Source organism: Rhizobium sp. 01L419 (assembly GCF_056400025.1).
The window spans coordinates 59078-82654 of the sequence record NZ_JBFTSM010000020.1; the positions used below are offsets into that span (position 1 = coordinate 59078).

A 23577-nucleotide genomic window follows, 5' to 3' on the forward strand; every position below is an offset into this window, starting at 1 on the left:
AATCACGTCGCTCAAAGCACTTGCAGTAGCGAAAAGAAATTTCCGTTCCTCTCGAGCTTCCGTTGCAGCCGCAGTGAACGAATCTGAAAGGAGTTGCTAACCAATCACCTTTCGCGTGTTTTAACGTTCCCTGTATTACGCTCTGCGAACATAAAAGGACGTAGTGCAGATGAATAGGCAGGCGCGGTGGCAATGGGTTTTGAAATGGATTCTCCCGGCGGCTACGTCAATAATCATAGGGTGCGTTCTTTTAATTACCCTCCATTGGGCCGCAGCGAACACAGATATAGTCGCGCAGGCTCGTCAACGGGATCTCGTCAGGCTGATCGTTTCCAAGATGCAGGTCAGCGTCGCTCATGATCAGGAAAGCGCGACAGTCTGGGACGATGCCGTTCGGAAAACCAGCGCGCGGGATCTGGGTTGGCTTCGATCAAACCTCGGCGACTGGATGCACACCTATTTTGGGCACGACGCAGCCATCGTACTTTCCGCCGACCATAGCCCGATCTACGAGTTCATAGCGCCCTCGAGTTCATTGTCGTCAGATGATCTGCGCGTCGCTTATATGCCGCTGGCCGATGTATTGCAGAAACGACTTGCTGCCAGCGACACCGAAGGGGTGACGGACCGGGTGCTCTCAATCGGCGAAAGCGATCTGGCATACGTCGGGCGACGGCCGGCGATTGTGAGCGCCAAGCCAATCGTCTCAGACAGCGGGGATATCGAGCAACAGCCGGGCGAGCAAAATCTCCATGTGGCTGTGAGGTTCCTCGACGAAAGTTTCGTATCCGAGATCGGAAAGGAATACCAGTTTACTGATATGCAGTTCGCGGAAGATGCTCCGACGGACGCTGAGCAATCATTTGTCCCCTTAACGGCTCGTTCAGGCGCGGCGATCGGCTACTTCACGTGGCGCCCATTTCGTCCCGGCGCGAGCGTGATGAAAGCGACCCTGCCGGCGGTCGGCATCGCAGCCTTTGCCATTTTCCTCGCGGCGAGCGTGTGTGGGCATGCGATCTGGAGACGTTCAGTTCGGCTCGCCTCAAGTCGTGAGGAGCTCCAACATCTAGCTTCGCGCGACCCGCTGACTGGTCTTTCCAACCGCGCTCATTTCAGCAACGGACTCTCCGCCCGGCTCGGGGCGGCTTCCCAGAACCAGAGCCACTGCGTGCTGTTCATCGATCTCGATCGATTCAAAGCAGTCAATGATACTTTCGGGCACGCGACGGGAGACAAGCTCATCTCACTCGTGGCTCAGCGGATGAATGAGATCATGCCAGGGGCGCTTATCGGCCGCATCGGGGGTGACGAATTCACCGTCCTGCTCGAGGAAGCCGACGATCAGGTGGCCGCCGCTTGCGCACAAATCGTGCAGCGCCTGCGGGAGCCTTTCGAGATAAATGGCGCCCATATTGTCATTGGTGCGAGTGTCGGAGCTGCGGTTGCTGCCGGCCCAGCGGATCCGTCGGAACTCACCCGTCAGGCTGACATAGCTCTCTATCACGCTAAGGCTGCGGGTCGAAACACTTTCGCGATCTTCGGCGGCCATATGGACGAGTTGCTGCGCAGGCGTCGGAAGCTTGAACACGACCTTCGGCTGGCGCTCGAAAAGAGGTCTCAAGTCGAGGCCTTTTTCCAGCCGGTGTATTCGGCGGAGCACAAGACCCTGTCATCGATGGAAGCGCTTGCCCGCTGGAAGCATCCTGAAGAAGGCTTTATCGCTCCCGACGTCTTCATCCCCATTGCCGAGGAAATCGGGCTTATCCAAGAGGTCGGCGCCATCGTACTCGAAGATGCCTGCAGTGTCATGGCGGACCTTCCTTCCATCTCTATGGCGATCAACGCGTCGGCACTGGAGCTCTGTTCCGACGGTTATCCTGTTCGTGTCTTGTCCAGATTGGCGAAATGGAACATCGATCCGAAGAGACTGGAGATAGAAATAACCGAGTCGTTGGCTTTGGGTGGAGAAGGAAATAGCGATCGTAACATTACTGTGCTCCGAAATGCGGGTGTGCGTATCGCCATCGACGACTTCGGAACGGGATACTCCTCCTTCTCGAGGGTGCAGAATCTCATGATAGACAGGATTAAGATCGACAAGTCGTTCATCGATGCAGTGCAGGGAGAGAGCAAGCCCCTCATAGAGGCGATGATTAAAATGGCCCGGGCGAAAGGTCTTAAGACAACGGCTGAAGGGGTGGAAACAGTTGAACAAAGCGACGCGCTGGTGGCACTTGGGTGCGATAGCCTCCAAGGGTTCCTGATCTCGCGGCCCCTTACCCGCGCGGCCGTTATCGACTTGTATAATGGAGCTGGGAAGCAAATGAGGCCCGCTTGAAGCGACGCCGCGAAGTCCCGCTGTTCGCGCTGGACAGCATTTGGTTCGAGTGCGGCAAGGCATTCCGCGCCGGCCGCGCCTCTTATCGACAGTCATCGCGTCGCCCGGCGCCGACATCGGACGCTGAGGCCTCGAGCCGTCGATGTTCACCGCATGCTCTGAACTTTGGGTATCGTTTGGCGCGGTATTGGACTTGACGGTCTGCACTTTGCGCTTCGTCGGCCCGCGAATAAATGTCTCTGGTCGAAGCCGGCATGCGAATCTCAGTATCGCTCAAGCGCAGATCGATCGACACTTTGGATATTGCTGCCGAACATCGGGTATTGCCGATGCGATAACGTGGATTCCAATAGGAAGGGAGGCTGCCACTTGCAGCGTACCGGCGGGCTCAGAGCGTGCCGCGATGGCCATCTGTTCAATCGCTTCCGCATCTTGGAGCAGCTTGAGCGCACGCGCCTGCACCTCTCGGTCCTCGGTTGGTAACACCAACGAGCGCGTGGTGCGCGTGAGGAGCGCAATACCCAGACGTTGCTCGAGGCGCTGAACGCTCTTACTGACGGCGCAGGAAGCAGCTAGCGAGAACGATAATGCCGATAATGATGGCGTCGTGAACTTCGCCCACGACGCCCGCGACGACGGCCGCAAAAACGAGCACCAAAACAAGCGGGCTTTTGAATTGCCGCGCGAAATCTGTGAGCGGGCCCCCTCCTGGCCCCTCATAAAGCGAGTTCGGGCCGAACCGCCGCAGCCGCTTTTGCGCTTCCTCCGAAGTCAAGCCATCTTGTAGGGACGTGCCGAGGATAACGCTTAATTCCGTTGGCGATTTGCTCCAATAATCGGTAATCGCTGCCTCTCGGGGGTCGTCGAATAGCGAAAGAGATGAGCGGGTATCCATGGCGGCCTCCCTCGGTATAGCCTGCCAATTGTCGTCTCCGCCTTCGGTATGTCATTGACAGACGTCAAGCGGGTCGAGCGGCGCTAGCCCGCAGCATGACTCAAATCAAGGCCCAGACCGGACATGCACGATATCTTCGCGAGCGTCAGGGGCGTCAGATCGTGCCGCAGCTGGGGACCCGCGCCTGTGTTCTACCAAATGCACTCATCGGGTCAGAATGAGACGCATGAGACAACTTGCCCGGCAGTTGGCCAGCACTATTTTAATGAGAAATGTGCAAGGGCGAGATGTAGATGGCTAATCCATACGAAACGCTGGGTGTCCCAAAAGACGCTTCGCAAAAGGACGTTCAGTCTGCTTACCGAAAGCTCGCCAAGAGGCTTCACCCCGATCTGAACCCCGGCGACAATGCGTCCGAGGAAAAATTCAAAGCCGTTTCGGCCGCTTACGCCATCGTTGGCGATGAGGAAAAGCGCGCAAAGTTCGACAAGGGCGAGATCGACGAAACCGGTGCGGAACAGGCGCCCCGTAGCTACTACCGCGAATATGCCCCCGGACGCAACGGAGATAACCGATATCAGAATTCCGGTGGATTTGCCGACTTTGGCAATAGTGATGACCTCTTTGCCGACTTTTTCACCGGTCGACGGGGAAAAGGCGGCGGCCCGTTGCGAGGTGACGATCGCCATTTCACATTGGACGTCTCTTTTCGGGAGGCTGCAAATGGCGGCACCAAGACGATATCCCTCCCCGATGGCGCGACTCTAGAGCTCCGCATTCCAGCCGGTGTTCGCGACGGACAGGTCCTTCGGTTGCGCGGAAAGGGTGCGCCTGGACATAACAACGGGCCGGACGGCGACGCTCTCATCGAGGTTCACGTATTGCCCGACAAGCAATTCGTCCGCGAGGGCGACGACGTAAGGATCGAGGTGCCGATTTCAATCCGGGAAGCCGTACTGGGTGGAAAGATCCACGTGCCCACACTTTCGGGCGCGGTGTCGCTCTCAATACCCCCAAACTCCAGCACGGGGAAAACGATTCGCTTGAAGGGTAAGGGGTTGCCAAACAGGCATGGCGGTCATGGCGACCAATATGTGAGCTTGAAGATCGTGTTGCCGAGTGAGCAGGATGACCAACTGAACGACTTCATGACCGGCTGGGACGCTGGAAAAGCATTCAACCCCCGCAGGCTTTAGGAGGATGCGATGAACGACCTTGAATTTTGCCGCATTCTGAGTATCGAAACGGCTACCTTAAAGGTCTGGGTGGAGCAGAAGTGGATTATTCCTAGGGGCACGCCGGAATCCGCCGCCTACGAGGATGCCGATGTGGCCCGTGGGCGTCTGATCTTGGATCTGATCCACAGCATGGGCGTCAACGAAGCAGGTGTGGATGTCGTGATCGACCTGGTCGATCAGGTCAACAGCCTGCGGGAACGTATGGGCCGGGTCATAGAAGCAGTAAGACAGCAAGACGTCGAAGTGCAGAGGAAGCTTCGCCAAGCGCTGGAGCGCAGTTAGCTCGCTAACCGACACCTCGTCCTTGTTCACGCGCTCTTTTAAGTGAATCGTGAATTGTCTTACTTGGGTCTTCAAATTCAGTCGCATACCAGCGCAAGTTTAGTGAAATGGGGAAATCTCGGAATCCGTAAAGCTTTTCCCCCCGTCAGTACGCTCTTTGTTCGTTAGCATGGCAGGGTAACTGGCGAGTTCCGTGCAAGGTGGGATCGCTGGCTTTCGCAACAGCGGCCATCCGAAAACAGGAGATAGGATCACCTAATCTGTGACAGAGGAATTCTAATAACCGGGTCGTTCGTTAGGATCATTTCAATATGGCGCGATGGCGCGAAGCATGATGGTCACGCGCCGCAGGGAGCGAGATGGGGGGTCGGATTTGTTAGTAGGTAGGGTGCGTAGAAAAGACCATCATGTGACGGCGAAGAGTTTTAATCAATGTGACATGAGCACGGGCAATATCGGCCCCGCTAAGACGCCATCGGTTGCGCTGCCCAAGACAAAGTCTCGCAACCTCGAGTGCCCAAAATCCACCCATGACCAGAATATCGGCACCGAGTTCCACCGCCGTCCGCTGTATGCCTAGACCGATGGATGACGAGGTAGATCGAGTTAGCGTTGCGCTTGCATTGACGCCGCTCGAAATCAAGATCTCAGCGAGGCGTGCCCCGGATGTCTTCGGCAGCGGTTTTTCGCCAGTCAGAGATAGTACCGAGACTCGCTTGGCCCTGTGAATGAACGGGTTTGCATCGCTGACCGCGCGGGACGCGGCTCGGCTTCGTCCAAGGCAATGACCAGATGATCGATCGGGCCTGCAAACGACTTGTTGGGAAAGATGATGGCTGGGCGGCCGGAGCTGAATATTATCGCTTCGGCAATGATGCGAGTATCCGGAACGCCCGCGATACATTCCAGCATAGTCAGATCGAAAAGCGTGCTTCGCTGGCTACCCTGTCGTGTAATAGAGGCAAAGTTGTTTTGACCGTTCGACAAGATAACTCAGTCTTGGCGTTCGCTGCGAGATTGGCGGCCGTTGCGATCAGCGTTGCGGCGAGATCGCGGCTCGAGGTTTCGGCATGCTCGATCATTTTGGGAGTATCGAGTAGCAACTATGACCATGCAGTGGGGATGTGTGGAATGTCCGCCGTTAGCGCGCATGCGTGAAGATTTGCACAGTAGTGCCCAGCAAATCGCTATAGCATTCGAAATGATCAGTCCGGAACTTGAATCGGGATGTGTCGCCAGCGGGAGAAAATATTGCGACGCCATGTCCTGCGCCTCCATGCGGACCCCATGGTCGCAATCATCTACCTCCATTCGTCGCGGCTCGGCATTGATGTAACGCAATACGCCGTCGCTGTGCCCTCAATACTGTGCACCTTTGACCGCGCGGGAACCTTCCGCCGTCTCGCTTGTTAAGATCGTTGTCCACGCAAAAAATCAAGTGCAGCAAATCGAATGAAAGATTGAGAGTACCTGATAAACTATCCATGTTCAGGAGCGATATTATAATGCTTAGAGCAAAGCGAGATAGCATCGGCGGCCCGCAAGGCAGCGCTGTACCTTCGTTTGGTGAAATTGAGGGCCGTGTATTCGTTCTTCGAATTGTCGCTATGACCGCTCTGACGCGGCTCTTGCGCCGTCGTGAACACAGCGGCCAGAGTGAATTAATAAGAGCACTCCAGCACGCGGTCGAACGAAAATGTGCGAAGGCAAAATTACCCTTGGCCGACATCGCGGCGTCTTCGGAATTTGCAAAAAACCTGTTTCAGGAAGCTCGAGATCGAACGGTCGCATCTCAGTATTAGGACGGCAGAAACCCCAATTAGGCGGCAAACAGGCGCACAAATGATGTCGATCTCGTTTACAAGCTATGGAATGTCCGAAATCCGCGGGATGCGGCCCTAATCGAGGCTGGGCAATTATGAACATCCAAGAGATGCCATACAACGACTGCATCGCGCTCGTGAAAAAGCAGCGGCTTGCACGCTTAGCATGCGCAAACGCAGACGTGCCCTACGTTGTCCCCGTCCAGTATGCTTTTGCCAATGACAGGCTTTACGTCTTCACATTGCCCGGCAAAAAGCTCGATATCATGAGGCGGAACCCAAATGTTTGCGTTCAAATCGACCAGCTAAAAAACCGGCACTCTTGGAAAAGTGTAGTCGTAGACGCAAGATATATCGATCTAGAAGTCGACGAGTGCCGCGAAGAGAAGAGTCAAGCTTGGTCCTTGCTTGCGCGACACCTCGATTGGTGGGAGCCAGGTGCGTTAAAGCCCCCATCGAAATTGACGGAAGCAACCATGAAGACGCACATCTTCTTCGCGCTGGACATGATCGATGTAAGCGGGCGCGCCACAGCGATTTAACCGACTGGATCCCGTAGGGACGAAAGCAAAATTCGTTTTGCTTCATCAAGGAACCTCCACATGTCAGAAGCTAAAGGCCGAAATTTCAATAAAAACAGTACTTCAGCTGCCCCGAGTGTTGGCGAGATTGAAGGTCGGCTGCTTGTTCTAGAGCTTGTCGCTTTGAACTGCACGGGGAGGTTGCTCAAGCTGCATGACGCACAGGAAACGGTAGAATTAACTGCAGAGATTTTGCGGAACATCGAGGTCGAAGGCCGGAATTTAGGCCTCCCATTCAGAGACATAGTAGATGCGCAAAAGTACGCGCAAGATTTGTTAAACAGTGCTCAAGCCCAATCAGATGATCTTGAAGATATCAAGCACGCATCACCGATTGGAAAAAAGTAGGCCATCAAACCCGCGATCAAAATTTCTATATTTGTCAGAAAAACGCACAACGGTCATTCGTCTCACGCCATCCGGTGGATCAACTGGCGTTTCGACCAGCGCAGGTGGTTGCAAGGTCGCGAACTCTGTCGCTTCCAAAGCAATTCACATCCACCCCCTGACAAGCCTCTTGCAGCGCCCGGCACGTCATTGACCGGGCGCCTCCTGTCAGGCGCTGGCCTTCATAGCCTCCACCAGTTCGTCGTAAATGCGGAAGCCTCTATTAAAATTGCCGCCGACTGCCGTCATGAGTTCCGCGACCGCCGCCGGATCCTTCGCTATACCGCGTTGGCGCGCGTCTTGACGACGTCGACGCATAGACGATGCGACTGACAACACGCTGGTAATCGACGCGCGCAACCCCACGAGAAAGCGGAAAATGCGGAGATATGCGAGCCATTTGGCGCCCGCTAACCGGGAACAATCATCCATCGGGTCTCCTTCGCCGGAACTCTGAATCACATCTCAACGAAATTAATAGGTCCTGACCCTAGCTCAATAATACAGGCAGCGCCAAAACTGCAACCGCAATGGCCGATGTCAGCGCGAGCTTGATGCGGCGAGAGCGCCGGGTACGAACGCCCGTCCGGTCATAAACCATACCGAAGATCCTCATGATCGACCGCGAGATGATGCTCGCGTCATTTCGCAAGCCCCCCTTCTTGAAGCAAGACGATCGCGGCCTTTCTTTTCACAATCGCCATCATTTGATGGTTGGCCTTCGTTAAAGCCTGCCGGGGCTGGGTCGACGAATAATGCCTAGGCTGCGCACCAGTAGGCAGCTGATCGTTAGCATGTCCGGGGAGAAAGCAAGAGACCTGCATCGCCGGCAACGTGGGGTGGCTTGCCTTGGACAACAAGTACAATGGGAGCCGCTCAGTGATTTTAACCCGGTGTTTTGGAAGATCTTTCCGCGCAGGAACTATTTCTGTAACCGCGCGGAAACGCCCCCGTCCAGTTTTAGCGGATAGGAACCACTACCCCGTTTTCGATGTGGCACCCGGATGGCTCCATGGCGCGGACAACCACGGTGTATAAGCAAATGCCATCCAGGCGTAACTGAGTGCCATCGTTAGTCTCAAAGGCTCCATCGCTCAGAATGCGAAGGGATCCACTATATCCGTCGTTTTGCGCGGAAACTGCAACGCGACGAGCTTCCCGCTCTTTGCGTTCTCTGCGCGGTCATCCGCTGGACTGTCGGGCATGCTGATATCCTTCCGAGAACCATAGTAGCTTCCAGAAGGTCCAAAGGTTCGGAAGAAACTACGAACGGCAATTGCTGCAGATCAGCAGTGCCGCCCACTGCAGCTCCGACAATCCAACAGGACGCCCCCTCGCTGGCACGCCCGCCATTCATGCCGCAGCAATCACCGTGGCATAGTTGCCGGCAAGCCGCGTAGAAAGCGCCAGAAACGGCCGCTGAACCAGCTTCCGGTCTTGGACCGCGCGGATCTTCTTTGCAGGTGGTATGGCACCACCATCTCGGACACGACCCCGCGCATTCGTGGCTTCGACCGAAGCTCCAAGACGCTGCCCGGTAGACGGAAAAGGCAGGTGGTAGAAAACGGGCGAAAACCTGCGCAGCCAAAACTATCGGTTGACTTCTTGGCCCACGTCGCTATTGATGGTTTATCGATCTTTTGCTTGCCGAGCTTTGTCTACCGCGCGATTGGCACCGCGCTCTAAACGAACTTCCTTTCAAAATAGTCGTTTCCACCGTCCGCGAAGCGTGGCTTCCGCGGTCCCGCACTCTATGCTTTGAAAGGGTTCATCATGACCACAGGCACAGTAAAATGGTTTAATTCCACAAAGGGCTTCGGCTTTATCCAGCCTGACAACGGCGGCGCAGACGCCTTCGTTCACATCTCGGCTGTCGAACGTGCTGGAATGCGCGAACTTGTCGAAGGCCAGAAGATCGGCTTCGAGCTCGAGCGTGACAGCAAGTCCGGCAAGATGTCGGCCTGCAATCTGCAGTCCGCTTAATTGATATCTGCTTCCCTTTGACCACGGATGTACTGGCACTGCCGGGAGCGTAAATCACCTTAAGCCAGGCATCTTGCCTGGCTTTTTTCGTTCCGGAGCGTCGGTCAAGCCGTCAGGAGTTTCAATGACTGAAACATACAGCAAATCCCGCCAAAAGGCTGAAATCGCATTTGGCAACGTCCAGATGCAGTTCGTTGCGAAGAATAACGCAGTTGAAGAACTCAAATCCGAGGCCGAGCGCCGAGAGGCCAAGACGGTCAGGCTGCGAGAGGCTCGTTTGGCGAAGGAACTGGCCGACCGAACCTCGGCCACGTCTGCCCTGCTTGCCAGACGGGCTGATCGGTGCCCCAACGAACTATCACCAACCGCAAGGCGAGACAGGCCTAGCTAGCCTCCGGCGTCCGCGCCGACATCCGTTGTCGGCGCCTCCCGATCCCCGGCGTGACGACGTCATGCTCAGTTTCACTTACACCATAGGAGCCCCCATGGCACCGGATACGAACGAACTGCAGTCGATCAACACGTCCTGGCAGATCGCGATCCAGGAAATTTTGCGCATGGTCATCCGTGACATGTACCACGGCGGCGGCGAGTCTATCTTCAAAGCGCATATCAAACGCATCGAAGAAGCAGCCGTCGATAGCATCTACACGGACCTGAGGCTCCGGGGCACGGATGAGTGGACGGAGGTGCTCGTCAAGGAAAGGGCGAGCAATTTCGTGACCACGCTGCTGACGTCATTCACCTACGACCGAGTTTAACACTTTATCGAAAATGCGGTCACCGGCGGCGGAGTGCCTGAAAATATGACAAGCGCGTTCGAACAGAATTCCTTTGTGGAAGTTATTCACTCTGGCGCCCCGTTCTGACTGAACGCGCGTTGCATACAATGCGTTGCCTGCCAACAAATGAGGGGCACGATGACACCTGACGTAAAGACGTCGCACACCCCGATGATGGAGGGGCGATATCGGCTGCTCGTGGAGGCAATTACCGACTATGCTATCTATATGCTCGACACAGATGGTTATGTCAGCAGCTGGAATTCGGGAGCGCAACGCTCGAAAGGGTACCGCGAAGACGAAATCCTCGGAGAGCATTTCTCCCGTTTTTACCTTCCCGAAGACCGCGACGCTGGCCTGCCTGCGCGGGCCTTGGCGACCGCAGCATCCGAAGGGCGTTTCGAAAGTGAAGGCTGGCGCGTACGCAAGGACGGGACGCCCTATTGGGCTCATGTGGTGATAGACGCGATCCGAGATCCCGCGGGCCAGCTGTTGGGGTTTGCCAAGATTACCCGCGACCTTTCCGAACGGAAGCTCGCCGAAGCGGAATTAAAGCGCAGCGCGGAGCAGTTCCGGCTTCTGGTGCAGGGTGTAACGGACTACGCCATCTACATGTTGGACCCCTCGGGTCACGTCGCCAGCTGGAACGCGGGGGCGCAGCGCATCAAGGGCTACTCGCCCGAGGAGATCATTGGGCAACATTTTTCAAATTTCTATACTGAGGATGACAAGGCGATCGGCCTCCCCACAACGGCGCTGGACGTCGCCGCAAAGGATGGCCGCTTCGAGAGGGAAGGCTGGAGGCTGCGCAAAGACGGAAGCCGTTTTTGGGCGAGTGTGATTATCGACGCCATCCGCGACAATGATGGGACCTTGCTCGGTTTCGCCAAGGTGACGCGCGACATCACGGAGAAGAAAGAGGCCCAGCGGGCGCTCGAGCAGGCAAGGGAGGAACTGTTCCAGGCACAGAAGATGGAAGCGGTGGGCCAACTCACCGGTGGCATCGCTCACGACTTCAACAACCTGCTGATGGCCGTGCTCGGCAGTCTGGAGATCGCCCATAAACGGGCCCTGCAAGGTCATGATGTTATCCCGTTGATCGAGAACGCGATCAAGGGCGCGCAGCGGGGGGCCTCGCTGACGCAGCGGATGCTTGCGTTTTCGAGGAAGCAGGAGCTGAAGCTCGAGCCGGTCGACGTTGTTGATCTCGTGCGCGGGATGACAGACCTGTTCCAGCGCTCGATCGGCCCCTCCATCATGATCGAGACCAACTTTCCACTGATCATGCCGAAGGCTCTCACGGATGCTAACCAGCTTGAAGGCGCGCTGCTCAATCTCGTCGTTAACGCCCGCGACGCGATGCTCAGCGGTGGGTCGCTGGTAATTGCCGCCAAGGCGCGCGAACTCAAACATGGTGAAGTCCCCGACCTCAAGGCAGGCAGGTACATTTGCCTGTCTGTCAGGGATGAGGGGGACGGCATGGATACGGAGACACTCGCCAAGGCCGCCGCGCCTTTTTTCACTACGAAGGGCGTCGGCAAAGGGACCGGCTTGGGGCTTTCGATGGTACAGGGCCTGATGGCGCAATCGGGCGGCAAGTTGGGCCTGAAATCGGAGCAGGGGCGAGGCACGACGGCTGAGCTCTGGCTGCCGCAGGCTGAAGCGGCGGTGGTAGAACCGAAGCCGCCGGATCAGCCGGCGCCGCAAGATCAGAACGTAAATCCTCTCACTGTGCTTGCGGTCGACGATGACCCGCTGGTGCTGATGAACACCGTACTCATGCTTGAAGATCTGGGACACAGACTCCTCCAGGCCCAGTCTGGAGATGAAGCGCTCCGGATGCTGTCCGAGAGGCCGGAGATTGGGTTGGTGATCACCGACCAAGCCATGCCGGTCATGACAGGTTCGCAGCTTGCAGCGAAGATCAGAGAAAATGGCCTTCGGGTCCCGGTCATTCTGGCGACGGGTTATGCGGAGCTGCCGGACAGCGGCGATCCCGGCCTCCCGAGGCTGGCCAAGCCCTTCACTCAGGCTCAGCTGGCGTCAGCGTTGGCCGAAGCGGCAAAAGAGACGCGATAAAGACTGGCAGTGAGACCGGCAGGTGGGGCAAAGTGCTGATGAGTTGCGAAGCAGGCTCACGCAAGACGAAGGACGCAAGCATGACGGATCTGACAATTCGACATCGCACGACGTACAGCTACTCTGAGAACATTCACCTCGCGCCGCACCGACTGATGCTTCGACCACGCGAGGGGAGCGAGCTAAAACTCGTGAACCACGACGTGTCGATTTTTCCGGAGGCGCAGATCAGCTGGTCAACGGATGTCTTCGGTAACGCTGTCGCCATGGCAACTTTCGACGGGCCGATCAACCGCCTCGTTATCGATAGCCATGCCAGTGTCGATCTGGTTGCTTCTGCATGGCCTGTCTACGACATCACAGCCGCAGCCGCGCGCTACCCCTTTCTCTACTCGGCCGATGATTGGACAGATCTTGGCGCCCTAGCCGCGCCCGGATACGTTGATCGTGCTGGGCGGCTCCGGGCGTGGGCGCAGGGCTTTGTCGCGCGTCAGCCGACTGACACGCTTTCGCTTCTACAAGATCTCAACGCCGGGATTTCCGCGTGGATCTCATACCAAAGTCGCGAAGACGAAGGGACCCGGACTCCGGTCGAAACACTTGCTCGGACACTGGGCTCCTGCCGCGACCTCGCAGTTCTGTTTGTGGAAGCGTGCCGTTGTCTCGGGTTCGGTGCCCGGCTGGTTTCGGGTTATCTATCGGATGTAGAACGAAGCATCGGGTCGTCTGATCGGGGCTCAACCCATGCATGGTCGGAAATTTTTCTTCCAGGCGCCGGTTGGATCGCCTTCGATCCCACGAATCGCAAGATGGGTGGTCACAACCTGATCCCGGTTGCTATCGGGCGAAACATCGATCAGATCATTCCTGTGGCAGGAAGTTTTGTCGGACCATCGGAGGCGTTTCTTTCGATGGAAGTGGAGATCGACGTTGTGTCCCGCAGCGGCCCGGCCCAAAAGACCTCCGATAGCCCGGAATACGATCGGAGATCAGCAACCTCAGCCGCCGGCGGCGAGAGGTCTATTCCAGGAGAAGCGTGCGCGTTCGCGGAAAGCTCCAATGGTGATCGATGGCTTCTTGAGCATGACGTTGTTGCGGGCGGACAGGTTATCATCCATCGCGCCAACCTCGCTTCCGGCGGTACCGAAACAAGAACGTCCGTGTCGCAGTTCCTCCAAGCTGCCGGTGATCATCCCGAAGGTCGGGCGCTGCGTGAGGCCCTTGACGACTTCGCTCCTCAAAGGGACTAGGTGGGGATGCGCCGTCATGTGAACTGCCTGAGCTGAACGCGGGATCGTGTTCACCGGACCTATCTTGCAAGCGGGCCGCTGAAGCTGAGCCCGTGCCGCTTGCGGTGGAGCATTCAGCAGCTTGCTCTTCAATTTCGTCGAGCTGCTGCGACGCCCGTACGCCCCCGGTGTGCCCCTGGAAGGACTGCAGGATTGGCGAGAGCCACGATCTTAACTTCGGCAGCCACCTCTTGGCAATCGGCCCGGTTCGGTAGTTCGCGGATCACCGACCCAGACATGACACTGGTCATCACCGCACTCGCGACGCAGCTTTTCCATCCAGAAATGCAGACCACGGTTCGCTGCCTCTCGTTGTAAGGCTCGTCGAGAACGGCGTCGGACATCTGGTTCCGCTCGACCTATGCTTCCCTGCGCGCCGCTTGTCGGAACGATAGAGAGGGATGGACCCAAGCTCTGGATCGGCACGGATCGATTGCGCAGTCCATTTCGTAAAGTCAGTGATCACGAGAGGCGGTTTTCCTTGATGGCACCAGGTGCCGTGACACGGTGAGGCGGCGACGCACGTGGTGCCCGGCATCTTCGAGCATCATCGCAAGCATGTGGGCGATCAAAAACTCATCTTCGGCAATGACATTCAGAGCCATCTAGAGGTTCACTTCCGCTACACTGACCGGCTGGTTGTCAAGTGTGTCGCGCCGACCCCCCGCGAGGCTCTGCAGCTCGGCGACGGCTCCTGGGGACTGAGAGCCGGTCCTCGAACGACAGAAATGATCGCTGAGACCCAAGTTGTTCGCGAGCGAGGGCAGATCAAAAACCGCGTGAACTGGTATCTCCACTTGCCGGGATAGGGCAGGATTTTCGTTTTTTCGATAAGTGGAAATGCGACGAAAGGCCGCCGTCCTCGGTCCGCTTGGAACAAGCGCGTGATTTGCCCTTTACTAGGGAGATACCGACGTCCAAGTCTCAGATGGGATCAAATTTGGAAGCGCCGCCCCTTCAGCGAAAACTTGCCGCCATCCTTGCCGCCGACGTCGAGGGCTACTCTCGCCTCATGCATCTGGACGAGGAACGCACACTGGCGATGCTGACTGCCCATCGGGCCGTGGTGGACGCATTGATCGAAAGCGCGAACGGCCAGATATTCGGAACGGCGGGCGACAGTGTCCTGGCAGAGTTTCCAAGCGTCGTGGAAGCATTCAACTGCGCAATCGCCATCCAGTTGGCCATCGCCCAGGCAAACGTCGATGTCCCGCCGGACAGCCAAATGAACTTTCGCATCGGCATCAATGTGGGTGACGTCATGGTCAAGAACGGGGACATTTTTGGTGACGGCGTCAACATTGCCGCGCGCCTGGAAGCCCTAGCAGATATTGGCGGAATCTGTGTGACACGAGGTGTGCGCGATCACATTCGCGACCGTGTGAACGCCAAATTCGACGACCTCGGAGAGCATACGGTCAAGAATATTGCGCGTCCTGTGCGCGTCTTCAAGGTTCTGTTTGACCCAAGCTACGAGCCGCAACTGGCGGCGAAGGCTCCGAGCGAGGGGCAGGGCGAGGATGTCACCTTGCAAACCGATGACGATCAGACCGAAATTGCTTTTTGGGAATCGATCCGCGAAGACGACGATGGAACCGAATTGAGACTTTATCTCGGGCGTTATCCGGAAGGCGTCTTCTCGAATCTCGCCAAGGCGCGTCTTGAGCGTGACCTGTCCCCGCCCGAGGATCCGGCCGTAGAAGTTTCCTTCTGGGAAAGCGTGCGCGACACCGAGAATGTTGAAATGATCAAAGCCTATCTTGAGCGCTACCCGAACGGAAAATTTGCCCGCCTCGCTGAAATTCTCGTTGATCAAAATAACGCCTGAACGGCACTACCGCGGCATTATTTGCGAAAGTACCAAATAGGGGCTCAGACGCGATGACAGGAAATAAGCGAAGTGCGAACCCGGCAAAAGCAAGGCATACGTGCGTGGAGCCACCTTTCGCGTCTCGTTTCTGATCGCTATCGCTCCGATGAATACACTGTATCAACTCTCGATGCGCGTTATGGCGGTCGGCTCGTTCAGGATTGCAAAAGCCAGGTTGGCATCGACCGACCGTCCTGACGCCGACATCTCGGTCGACAACAAACCGTTCCGACAGCTGCGATTGTCATCCCATCCCGGATGATTGACGACGGGATAAAGACATAGCCCCTCCATCGGCACGCCGACCAGCATGGCCGCGTTTACCTCTGCCGATACGTAGCGGAACCAGGCGGCGCGGCGGTCGCCCTCAATACCGGTCTCGGCGATCAGGATCGGCCTGCCATAGCGCGCGAAGGTTTCGGTCAGGATGCGGCTGAGCGGCTTGTAAAACGGCTGGCCGATGTCGATCGGCGGACCGCCATGTATCCACTGATTGTTGAAATAGTAATTGACACCGACAATATCGAGATAGCGGCCTTTTCCGCCGATCTGAGGCCAAATCCGCCCGGAAATCAGATCCCAACCCTGAAACTGCGATTGCCTATGGCCTTCCGCAACACCTGCTTCCCATGGGCGTGATGGGTCCACCACGACATTGATGACCGGATCGCAATGAACGAAACGGGCGCGTGGTTCGATGCAAAGGATTGCTTCCATGGCGGCGATTGCGGCGCGGGCCAGTTGAACCTTGAGCTCGAACCCTCGGCCGGTGGCGAACGGGTTTAGATATGCCGCGTCACCGCCACCCCAGGAAAAGAATGAGATCTCGTTGACCGGGCAATAAAAGGGGATCTCGTCACTGCTCTCTCGCACCATCCTCGCGCAAGCGCCGGCAAAGGTCGCAAAACGATCGACGAAGTTCGGAGACCAGATGTCGACACCGTCCGGATAGCCGTAATGCAGCAGGTCCCAGATGACCTGTGTCCCGGTTTGCCGGGCTGCGTCCAGCATCGGAAGGACACTCGACCAATCGTAGCTGCCGCCCTTGTCGATCAGGTGCCAGCGGAAGCCGTCGCGCACGGTGCGGATGCCGAAAACGCGGAGCTGGCGATAGTCCCGGGCGGCCCAGCGGTCGTGCCCGATGGCGGCAATCATGTCGAGGCGGCGGCCGATGCGTTCGTCGTCACGGGCCCGCAGACGATGGGTCGAGCATTCGAAGCCGCCCATCAGAAACGATCTGAAAATGCCGCTCGGTTGCGCAGCGTTCCGCTCTGCAAGAACCTCCGAAAACAGTTGCTGCCACCGCAAAAGGACGGCTTGAACCGAATAGCTGGTTTCGACCTTGCGACGCAGAGAGAGACCCAGCGAGCGGCGAAGATCCTCGTTGTCTATGAGCTGGCGGATTTTGCCAGCAACGGTTGCCGCATCGTTATAGGGAACGAATATCCCAGACACTCCGTCGTCGATCTGCTCGCAGGCGCCGTTGTCCGCTGTCGCTATCACCGGCAGGGCAGCGGCACCGGCTTCGGCGATGACGTGCGGCATGCCTTCGCCGCGCGACAGCCAGACGAAGATGTCGAGAGAAGATAGAAGGTCGGGAATGTCTTTGCGGTCGCCCAAGAACTGCAGCTTGTTTTCAAGCCGCAGCCGGCGCGCGAGATCCTTCAGTCCGTCGGCATATTCCGGCATGAAGGCATCAGGGCCGCCGACCACGAGGAAGCGGGCGTGATGATTGTGTTCAGCCACGAGGGCGGCTGCTTCAATGAAATCCTCGACATTCTTCTTCCGATCAAGCCGGCCGACCCAACCGATCAAGACGTTATCGGCAGTCAGACCAAGCCGAGACCGCATCGCGGCGCGGTTCCGAGGGTCGAATGTCGCCAGGTCGACCATGGATGGTATTTCGACGGCGTGACTTTCGCGTCCAGGCATACGGGAGGCGGCCGCGTCGCGGATGGAACGGCAGACGCCGACGTAGCGGGTGGTCAGGTGCTTTGGTCCTGCCAGCGCCTCAGCAACCAAGCCGCCATGCTCGATCAGCGGCGGGCGCAGATGCAGTCGTTCGAGCGCCGGATAGATGTCGGCGACGTTTTGGCAGGATATGACGATGTCATACCCGGCAATTTTGCTGGCCAGATAATCGACCGTGTCTTCGAATGAAAGCGCGTACGGCTTCGTATCGACGTCAACGCCGAGCGCGCGAAGCTGCTCATGCGTCTGCTCGGGCATTCCGTCCTTGCGAAAACAGGCAACGACATCAATCCGGTAGACAAGGGGATCGAGGTGTTCGGCCAAAAGCCGGACTTCCGTCTCTTCGCCGCCGACCACCAGCCACGCGAAAACGAACAGGATACGGACGGGTGCAGGCTCTGGTATCATTCGCCCACCTTGAATACGACCTGCAGGAATTCCGGGCGATTTCCGATCAGGTCGATCAGAAATGCGGGCGCATCCTCAATCGGCAAGACATGGGTGATCATGTGCTCCCGGATCGTGTCGCCAAAAACCCGCAGGAGGCCGACAGTAGCGAGTGCAAGCCTGCGCCGGCTCCACATGTGCGCCAAGCCGCTCGGCACCCGATTGATCTGTGCACAACGAATATTAAGGCCGTTGTGATGAAACTCCTCGCCCAGCCGCAGTGCATCGCTTCCGCCTTGGTAGAAGGCGAGGTCGATAACGGTTCCCTGCGGCCGCAGCGCTTTCAGCGCCATATGCAGGCTCTCTGGGTGGGCGCGGGTCTGGAAAACGAGATCTGCCCCGCGTCCGATCCCACCGACGTGCCAGCGAGCCTTTGCGTGCTGCCAGGCCTGATCCTCGGTCATGGCGGCAAGGCCCATGGCCTCGGCCTTGCCGCGCCGGAACGCCGACGGGTCGGTAATGACGATCTCGGAAGCGCCGACCGATCTGGCAAAAAGCGCCGTCATCAGTCCGACAGTGCCGGCGCCGCTGACGACAACAGGACGATCTTTCACGCCGGCGCCAAGGAAAGGAACCTGAGCGCCGAAGAATTCGGCATCGGCATGAAGGATGCCGTTGGCGGCGATGGGTCCCATCTGGGCGACGAAGACGCCGAGCAGGGGGTCGATCTCCGCCGGGAGGGGAACGAGCAGATCGTGGAACGGGTTTGCCGTATGTCCGGACTTGTGCGCATAGGTGGTGGCGACGACGTCGCCGTGCGCAAAACCGTCGGCGCGCGATTCTGATACGCGGGCGACTTCCATGTAGCCGAGGAATGGCACCGGATAATGCAGGTCGGGTTCGTTCTCGACGAAGACACCGCGCTCGCCGTCGAAGCGCGAACGAAAATAGGGATTGGTGTTTTTCAGGAACGTGAGTTCCGTCCCTGCCGAAAGGCCGGTGTAGAGCGTATCGAGCCGAACCTGTCCGTCTGCGGGGGGGCCTTCCTCATATTCAAGGAAATAGGGCTGGCCTGGCGCCTCAACGCCCAGCGAGCGAATGATGCGGTGGCCCGGCGCCAGCCCCGGCGGCGATGCTTGCGGGCGCGGCTGGAGCTGAAGCGGTGCCGGCTCCGGCCGCCGGGTTTGCGGTGGATTGAGGCGCACCGGCTCGCCCGCTTGCGCCGAGGCCATGACCGCAAGCGCGAGCCGATGCGTTTCCAGCGCCTCATCGTAGGGGCAGCGGATACGGTTCTCGCCGCCGCGCACTGCATCGATGAAGTCGCGATCCTCGCGCCATACCGGATCGCCGTCGGCACCGCGTACCGGGCGTCCACGACCGACGTCCACTATGATTTCGCGATCGGTCAATTCGATCGCGAGCCGATCGGCAAAGATGTGAAGTCCGACCCGATGGTTCCAGCCGAGAAGGCATGTCGATGCAATATTGGCGACGACGCCGGAAGCGAAGGTCAGGCTGGCGGTTGTCACGGTCGGCACGTCGAGGCCCGGAAAATCAGGTCTCTCCTTGTGGCCCGCACGCCCGTAGACATCCGTAACCTCTCCAACCAGGAACCGGACAAGGTCGAGGAGATGGGTGGTCTGCTCAACCATCTGACCGCCGGACTTGTCTTTTCTCCACCACCATTGTGGCGGCGGTGTCGAATCGAGCCAATAGCCAGACAGGAGCTGGGCCGGGTTGTCTTTGAGAAGCGCGCGCGCCTCATCTACGATATCGAGGTAGCGCCAGTGATAGCCAACGCCGGTGACAAGGCCCTTGGCCGTCACGGCCGCGGAAATTTCCTCCGCGGTCTTGAGTTCAAGAGATACAGGTTTTTCGACGAAAAAGGGAATACCGCGCTCGATGAGATCGCGCTCCGGGACGCCGTGGGCGAAGGGCGGCACGCAAATATAGACCGCATCCGGCTGGACGGCGTCCAGCATCTCATTGTGATGGGCAAACGACTTCGCTCCGAACCGCGCTGCCGCTTGGTCGGCGCGACCAAGATCTGGATCTGCAAAACCGACAAGCTCAGCGTCATCGAAGCGGGAGATGATGTCGAGGTGACGCTGTGCAATCCCCCCGACGCCGATAAAGCCAAGGCGCGTCTTGTGCATGGATGAATCCTTTTCCTGATGGGGCGCGGGTCGGGAGATGAAGCGGTCGTAAACCGCCATCGTTTCTGCGGCCATTCGGTGGGCAGAAAAGCCGGTGTCGAAGCGATTGCGCGCGGACATTGCGACACGCGCCAGCCTTTCCCGATCGGAGAGAGCATCGAGGATGGTGGCGGCAAGGGAGGCGGGGTTTTGAGGCTTCGCAAAAAACGGGTAGTCTTCGCCCAGCGCTTCCAGGGTGCCCCCGATCCGGGTTGCAGCCACGGGCAGGCCCACCGACATCGCCTCCAGAATGGCAAGCGGCAAGCCCTCGAACAATGACGGGAGGACGAAGAGATCGCTGGTGGCAAGGATATCGGCGACATCGGCGCGCTGGCCGAGGAAGCTGACATAACCTGAAACACCAAGCTCGCCTGCAAGCTCTTCCATGCCGGAGCGTTCCTCGCCGGACCCGACCAGCAGCAGGCGGACGCCAGGATAGACCCGGATTATTTCCGGCATGGCTCGAAGCAGCGTGGCATGATCTTTTTGCGCCGCAAACCGGCCCACCATCACGAGCACGATCTTGCCGTCCGTGTCCGAGCCTCGCGGCAGCGTAGCCATCGCCGCTGCGCGTTCCGGTGCGTAGACGCCGTTGCGCACCAACGTTAGCCGCTGGGATGGAACGTGCTCGATGAAGCTCAGTCGTGAGGCTTCGGAGACCACAATATGGTGGGCGATAGTCTGTGTGCGCAGCCTATATTGCTCCTGCTGCTCGCTATCGGTGAGAAGATAGGGGAGGTGTTCGGTCCGTATGGCCGGGACACCGGCCTGCGAGGCGGCTTCCCCCAGGTCATGGCCTTCCCAACCGATCCCGGCATGGACGTGCAGGAGGTCGATGTCGCTCTTGCACAGCCAACTGGCAAACTCTTGACTTTGGGCAGAAAGCTTCACGCCAAAGCCGAAGCGAGCTGCACGGGAAAGCAATCCTGAGCGGTCTTCGAACAAAAGCGCAATCGTGATGTCAGCCTGCCCTGAAAGTCCGCGGCCGAGCGCGAGCATGTGCTCGCCCATCCCGGAGGGGTTACAACTATCGGTCGCCAGGACGATGCGGGGTTTCTTAGTCAAGCCGGGTATTTACCATAGTGTCGGCCAGCCCATGCCGTTCCTGCAGGCGGCGGTGGGTCGCGAGTGCTTGCCCCACGACCTGGTCCATATTGTAGTATTTATAGGTGCCGAGCCTGCCGACGAAGGTCACATCACTGCGCCCGTGGGCAAGGGCTTTGTATTGCGTGTACAGAGCCTGGTTTTCGGGGCGGGGGATCGGGTAAAAGGGGTCGCCGTCTGCACAGGCGTATTCGTAGCTGATGCTGGTTTTGGGGTGCACCTGGCCCGTCAGGTGTTTATATTCCGTCACGCGGGTGTAGGGCACGTCTTCCGAAGGAAAGTTGATGACGCCTGCCGGCAGCATGCGCCGCATGTCATGCGTTTCGTGATGGAATTTTAGACTCCGATACGGCAACTGCCCGAGACGAAAGTCGAAATATTCGTCGATCGGCCCGGTGAAGATCACATGGTTCGCCATGCCCTGCTGGTGCAGTTCCTTGAAATCCGTATCGACCATGATGGTGATGTTTTCGTGGTCCAGCATCCGTTCGAACATCCGGGTGTAACCGTCGAGCGGCATGGCTTGGAACCTGTCAAGAAAGTAGCGATCGTCCGCGTTCGTGCGGGTCGGAATGCGCGCGGTGACGGAGCGATCTAGCTCGGAGGGATCAAGACCCCACTGCTTGCGCGTGTAGCCTTCAAAAAACAGGCGGTAGAGTTCGAGGCCGATCTGCGAAACGACAACGTCCTTCGAGGTGGTGATTTTTTCACAGGGTTCGGCCCGCGTTGAAAGGAAGCGTTCGGCTTCGACGTCGTTTGACAGGTCGAGGCTGTAAAGGGCATTGAGCGTTGTGCGGTTTATCGGAACCGGAAGTCTGAGGTTGCCGAGCTGGGCAAGTACGCGGTGCTCGTAGGGACGCCACGCGGTGAAGCGGGATAAATAGGCAAAGACATCCTCGCTGTTGGTATGGAAGATGTGGGGTCCGTATTTGTGCACCAGGATCCCCGCCTCGTCGCAATGGTCATACGCATTGCCCGCGACATGGGAGCGCCGGTCGCAGACCAGGACCCTGCGGCCGTCACTGGCCAGCCGCTCTGCCAACACCGATCCGGCAAAACCAGCGCCGACGACAAGATAGTCATAGGGCTTGAGGGGCGACATGCGGCTGCTGCGCTGATAGGATTTTTTGCCGTCAGAGAGCGGGGGCATGATCCTTGCGCTCACAGCCCGCTCGATAATATTCGCCATCCCCTCGAACGTTGCATCCCAAGACGAGCCCGCCAGCAAGGCATCCACCTGTTCAAGCCATGGCTCTCCCGAGCCTGCCAAGACGAGCGCATCATCGCAGCAGCGCGCGAAATCGTCTCTTTCGTCTGCAAGGAAGACGCCTCTCGTATCGCCATAGGTGCGCACGACATCCGCGATCCGGGTGCTGACGACTGGCCGCCCCGCCGCGAGATATTCGGGTGTCTTAGTGGGACTGATGAAGCGGGTCGCCTCGTTCAGAGCAAACGGCATGAGGGCTGCTTGCCAGCCTGAAACGTAGCAGGGCAGATCGGCGTAATTCTTCTGCCCGAGGTAATGGATATTGGCGGCCTTCGGCAGATCGGCGGGGGAGATCTTTGCGATCGGCCCCAGGAAAACGAAAGAATAGTTCGGTCTGGCAGCTGCGATTGTCCGGATCAGGTCGAGGTCGAGGCGCTCGTCGATGACGCCGCAATAACCAAGCCGCGGATGGGAAATGCCGGCTTGATCGGATGGATCTGCAAGTGTCGTGCGGGCTGTCTGGAAATGGTCGGTATCGACGCTGGAGGGGAAGGCATGAATATTGTCGTGCCGATCCTTTTTCGCCTCGTAGAGACTGACGCCTCCAGTGAAAACGGCGTCGGCTCGCGCCATCAGCGCCGCTTCCGTTTCCTTGAGATGCGGCGGCGCAAACCGGAAATTGGCAAGCTCGTCCATGCAGTCATAGACCACCGCGGCGGCATCCACATGCTCTGCGAAGGGAAACATCATCGGCGTGTAGAACCACAGGATCGGACGCTTTGCGCCATGTAGCGCGATGAGCTCATCAAGCAGTTGGGCGAGCGTCGTCTCCCGCTTGCCCTCGCTCCACCAGTGCGGAATGCGCGGCCGGATCGCCTTGACCGATGTCCCCGCAAAGGGATGGATTTCGAGATACGCGAGATGATGATCTGTCGGAATGAATTCCTCGAAAAAAAAGACTTGCCGGTCCCGGGAAAAACGCTGCATCAAATGCTGGGGTCTTTGCAGCACGAAGTCCCACCGCAGGTGAGAAAAGCAGATCAGTGGAGCAGCCGGCGGAAAAGATGTGGCGGGCGTTTGCGGGAAGGAATTCAGAATGTTCATAAAACACCTCGCGACAGAGAGTGCCTAACCACGGCAAACTGCCAAAGTTCCTGCGTTGCGGC

18 protein-coding genes and 1 pseudogene are annotated in these 23577 nt (G+C 58.1%); 11 read left to right on the forward strand and 8 right to left on the reverse strand.

Features of this window, described 5'->3' with window-relative positions:
* Positions 1-169 precede the first annotated feature (169 nt).
* Positions 170-2338 (forward strand): putative bifunctional diguanylate cyclase/phosphodiesterase, encoded by a 2169-nt coding sequence (locus tag AC1DUP_RS30370; RefSeq protein ID WP_477836423.1) that lies wholly within the window; start codon positions 170-172, stop codon positions 2336-2338.
* Positions 2339-2611: 273 nt separating this feature from the next.
* On the opposite strand, the gene AC1DUP_RS30375 is transcribed toward AC1DUP_RS30370, so the two are convergent.
* Positions 2612-3001 carry a LysR family transcriptional regulator gene (locus tag AC1DUP_RS30375; protein ID WP_477836425.1) on the reverse strand — a complete coding sequence of 130 codons (390 nt, stop codon included), beginning with the start codon at positions 2999-3001 and terminating at the stop codon, positions 2612-2614.
* Positions 2889-3233: a cation-transporting P-type ATPase gene (locus tag AC1DUP_RS30380; RefSeq protein ID WP_113310816.1), complete on the reverse strand. Its 345-nt coding sequence runs from the start codon at positions 3231-3233 to the stop codon at positions 2889-2891. The genes AC1DUP_RS30375 and AC1DUP_RS30380 overlap by 113 nt, the downstream gene beginning before the upstream one ends.
* Before the next feature lie 293 nt (positions 3234-3526).
* On the opposite strand from AC1DUP_RS30380, the gene AC1DUP_RS30385 reads away from it, so the two are divergent.
* The gene (locus AC1DUP_RS30385; protein WP_477836428.1) at positions 3527-4429 is read left to right on the forward strand and encodes a DnaJ C-terminal domain-containing protein; all 903 of its coding nucleotides are present in this window, start codon (positions 3527-3529) and stop codon (positions 4427-4429) included.
* Between the two features lie 9 nt (positions 4430-4438).
* On the forward strand, positions 4439-4753 hold the full coding sequence (locus AC1DUP_RS30390; protein WP_113297693.1) for a chaperone modulator CbpM: 315 nt from the start codon (positions 4439-4441) through the stop codon (positions 4751-4753).
* Between the two features lie 429 nt (positions 4754-5182).
* Here AC1DUP_RS30390 and AC1DUP_RS30395 read toward each other — a convergent pair.
* Positions 5183-6064: pseudogene (locus AC1DUP_RS30395) on the reverse strand (universal stress protein).
* A 607-nt stretch (positions 6065-6671) separates the two neighbouring features.
* Between AC1DUP_RS30395 and AC1DUP_RS30400 the strand changes: the two are divergent.
* Both AC1DUP_RS30400 and AC1DUP_RS30405 read left to right on the forward strand, forming a co-directional pair.
* Positions 6672-7118, forward strand: a complete 447-nt coding sequence (locus AC1DUP_RS30400; protein ID WP_113509968.1) for a pyridoxamine 5'-phosphate oxidase family protein — start codon at positions 6672-6674, stop codon at positions 7116-7118.
* A 60-nt stretch (positions 7119-7178) separates the two neighbouring features.
* On the forward strand, positions 7179-7505 hold the full coding sequence (locus AC1DUP_RS30405; RefSeq protein WP_115038135.1) for a hypothetical protein: 327 nt from the start codon (positions 7179-7181) through the stop codon (positions 7503-7505).
* Between the two features lie 207 nt (positions 7506-7712).
* On the opposite strand, the gene AC1DUP_RS30410 is transcribed toward AC1DUP_RS30405, so the two are convergent.
* A complete protein-coding gene (locus AC1DUP_RS30410; protein ID WP_477836431.1) occupies positions 7713-7976 on the reverse strand; it encodes a hypothetical protein in 264 nt (87 codons plus the stop codon).
* 1341 nt (positions 7977-9317) lie between these two features.
* On the opposite strand from AC1DUP_RS30410, the gene AC1DUP_RS30415 reads away from it, so the two are divergent.
* The 5 genes from AC1DUP_RS30415 to AC1DUP_RS30435 all read left to right on the forward strand — a co-directional run bounded on the left by AC1DUP_RS30415 (position 9318) and on the right by AC1DUP_RS30435 (position 13638).
* Positions 9318-9527: a cold-shock protein gene (locus AC1DUP_RS30415; RefSeq protein WP_113297697.1), complete on the forward strand. Its 210-nt coding sequence runs from the start codon at positions 9318-9320 to the stop codon at positions 9525-9527.
* A 124-nt stretch (positions 9528-9651) separates the two neighbouring features.
* Positions 9652-9918 (forward strand): hypothetical protein, encoded by a 267-nt coding sequence (locus AC1DUP_RS30420; protein ID WP_113297698.1) that lies wholly within the window; start codon positions 9652-9654, stop codon positions 9916-9918.
* A gap of 94 nt (positions 9919-10012) precedes the next feature.
* A complete protein-coding gene (locus AC1DUP_RS30425; RefSeq protein WP_477836434.1) occupies positions 10013-10288 on the forward strand; it encodes a hypothetical protein in 276 nt (91 codons plus the stop codon).
* A 159-nt stretch (positions 10289-10447) separates the two neighbouring features.
* The gene (locus AC1DUP_RS30430) at positions 10448-12388 is read left to right on the forward strand and encodes a hybrid sensor histidine kinase/response regulator (RefSeq protein ID WP_477836436.1); all 1941 of its coding nucleotides are present in this window, start codon (positions 10448-10450) and stop codon (positions 12386-12388) included.
* Between the two features lie 80 nt (positions 12389-12468).
* Positions 12469-13638: a transglutaminase family protein gene (locus AC1DUP_RS30435; RefSeq protein WP_477836438.1), complete on the forward strand. Its 1170-nt coding sequence runs from the start codon at positions 12469-12471 to the stop codon at positions 13636-13638.
* A 494-nt stretch (positions 13639-14132) separates the two neighbouring features.
* Here the strand turns inward: AC1DUP_RS30435 and AC1DUP_RS30440 are convergent, their stop codons facing one another.
* A complete protein-coding gene (locus AC1DUP_RS30440; protein WP_477836440.1) occupies positions 14133-14282 on the reverse strand; it encodes a hypothetical protein in 150 nt (49 codons plus the stop codon).
* A gap of 335 nt (positions 14283-14617) precedes the next feature.
* On the opposite strand from AC1DUP_RS30440, the gene AC1DUP_RS30445 reads away from it, so the two are divergent.
* Positions 14618-15505, forward strand: coding sequence for an adenylate/guanylate cyclase domain-containing protein (locus tag AC1DUP_RS30445; protein WP_477836442.1), 888 nt, complete (start codon positions 14618-14620; stop codon positions 15503-15505).
* A 162-nt stretch (positions 15506-15667) separates the two neighbouring features.
* Here AC1DUP_RS30445 and AC1DUP_RS30450 read toward each other — a convergent pair whose 3' ends face one another.
* The 3 genes from AC1DUP_RS30450 to glf are packed head-to-tail and all read right to left on the reverse strand — an operon-like array spanning position 15668 to position 23515.
* Positions 15668-17926, reverse strand: coding sequence for a glycosyltransferase family 4 protein (locus AC1DUP_RS30450; protein ID WP_477836444.1), 2259 nt, complete (start codon positions 17924-17926; stop codon positions 15668-15670).
* Positions 17923-21165 carry a glycosyltransferase gene (locus AC1DUP_RS30455; RefSeq protein ID WP_162748583.1) on the reverse strand — a complete coding sequence of 1081 codons (3243 nt, stop codon included), beginning with the start codon at positions 21163-21165 and terminating at the stop codon, positions 17923-17925. The genes AC1DUP_RS30450 and AC1DUP_RS30455 overlap by 4 nt, the downstream gene beginning before the upstream one ends.
* Positions 21158-23515 (reverse strand): UDP-galactopyranose mutase, encoded by a 2358-nt coding sequence (gene glf, locus AC1DUP_RS30460; protein WP_113297704.1) that lies wholly within the window; start codon positions 23513-23515, stop codon positions 21158-21160. The genes AC1DUP_RS30455 and glf overlap by 8 nt, the downstream gene beginning before the upstream one ends.
* Positions 23516-23577: the final 62 nt, after the last annotated feature.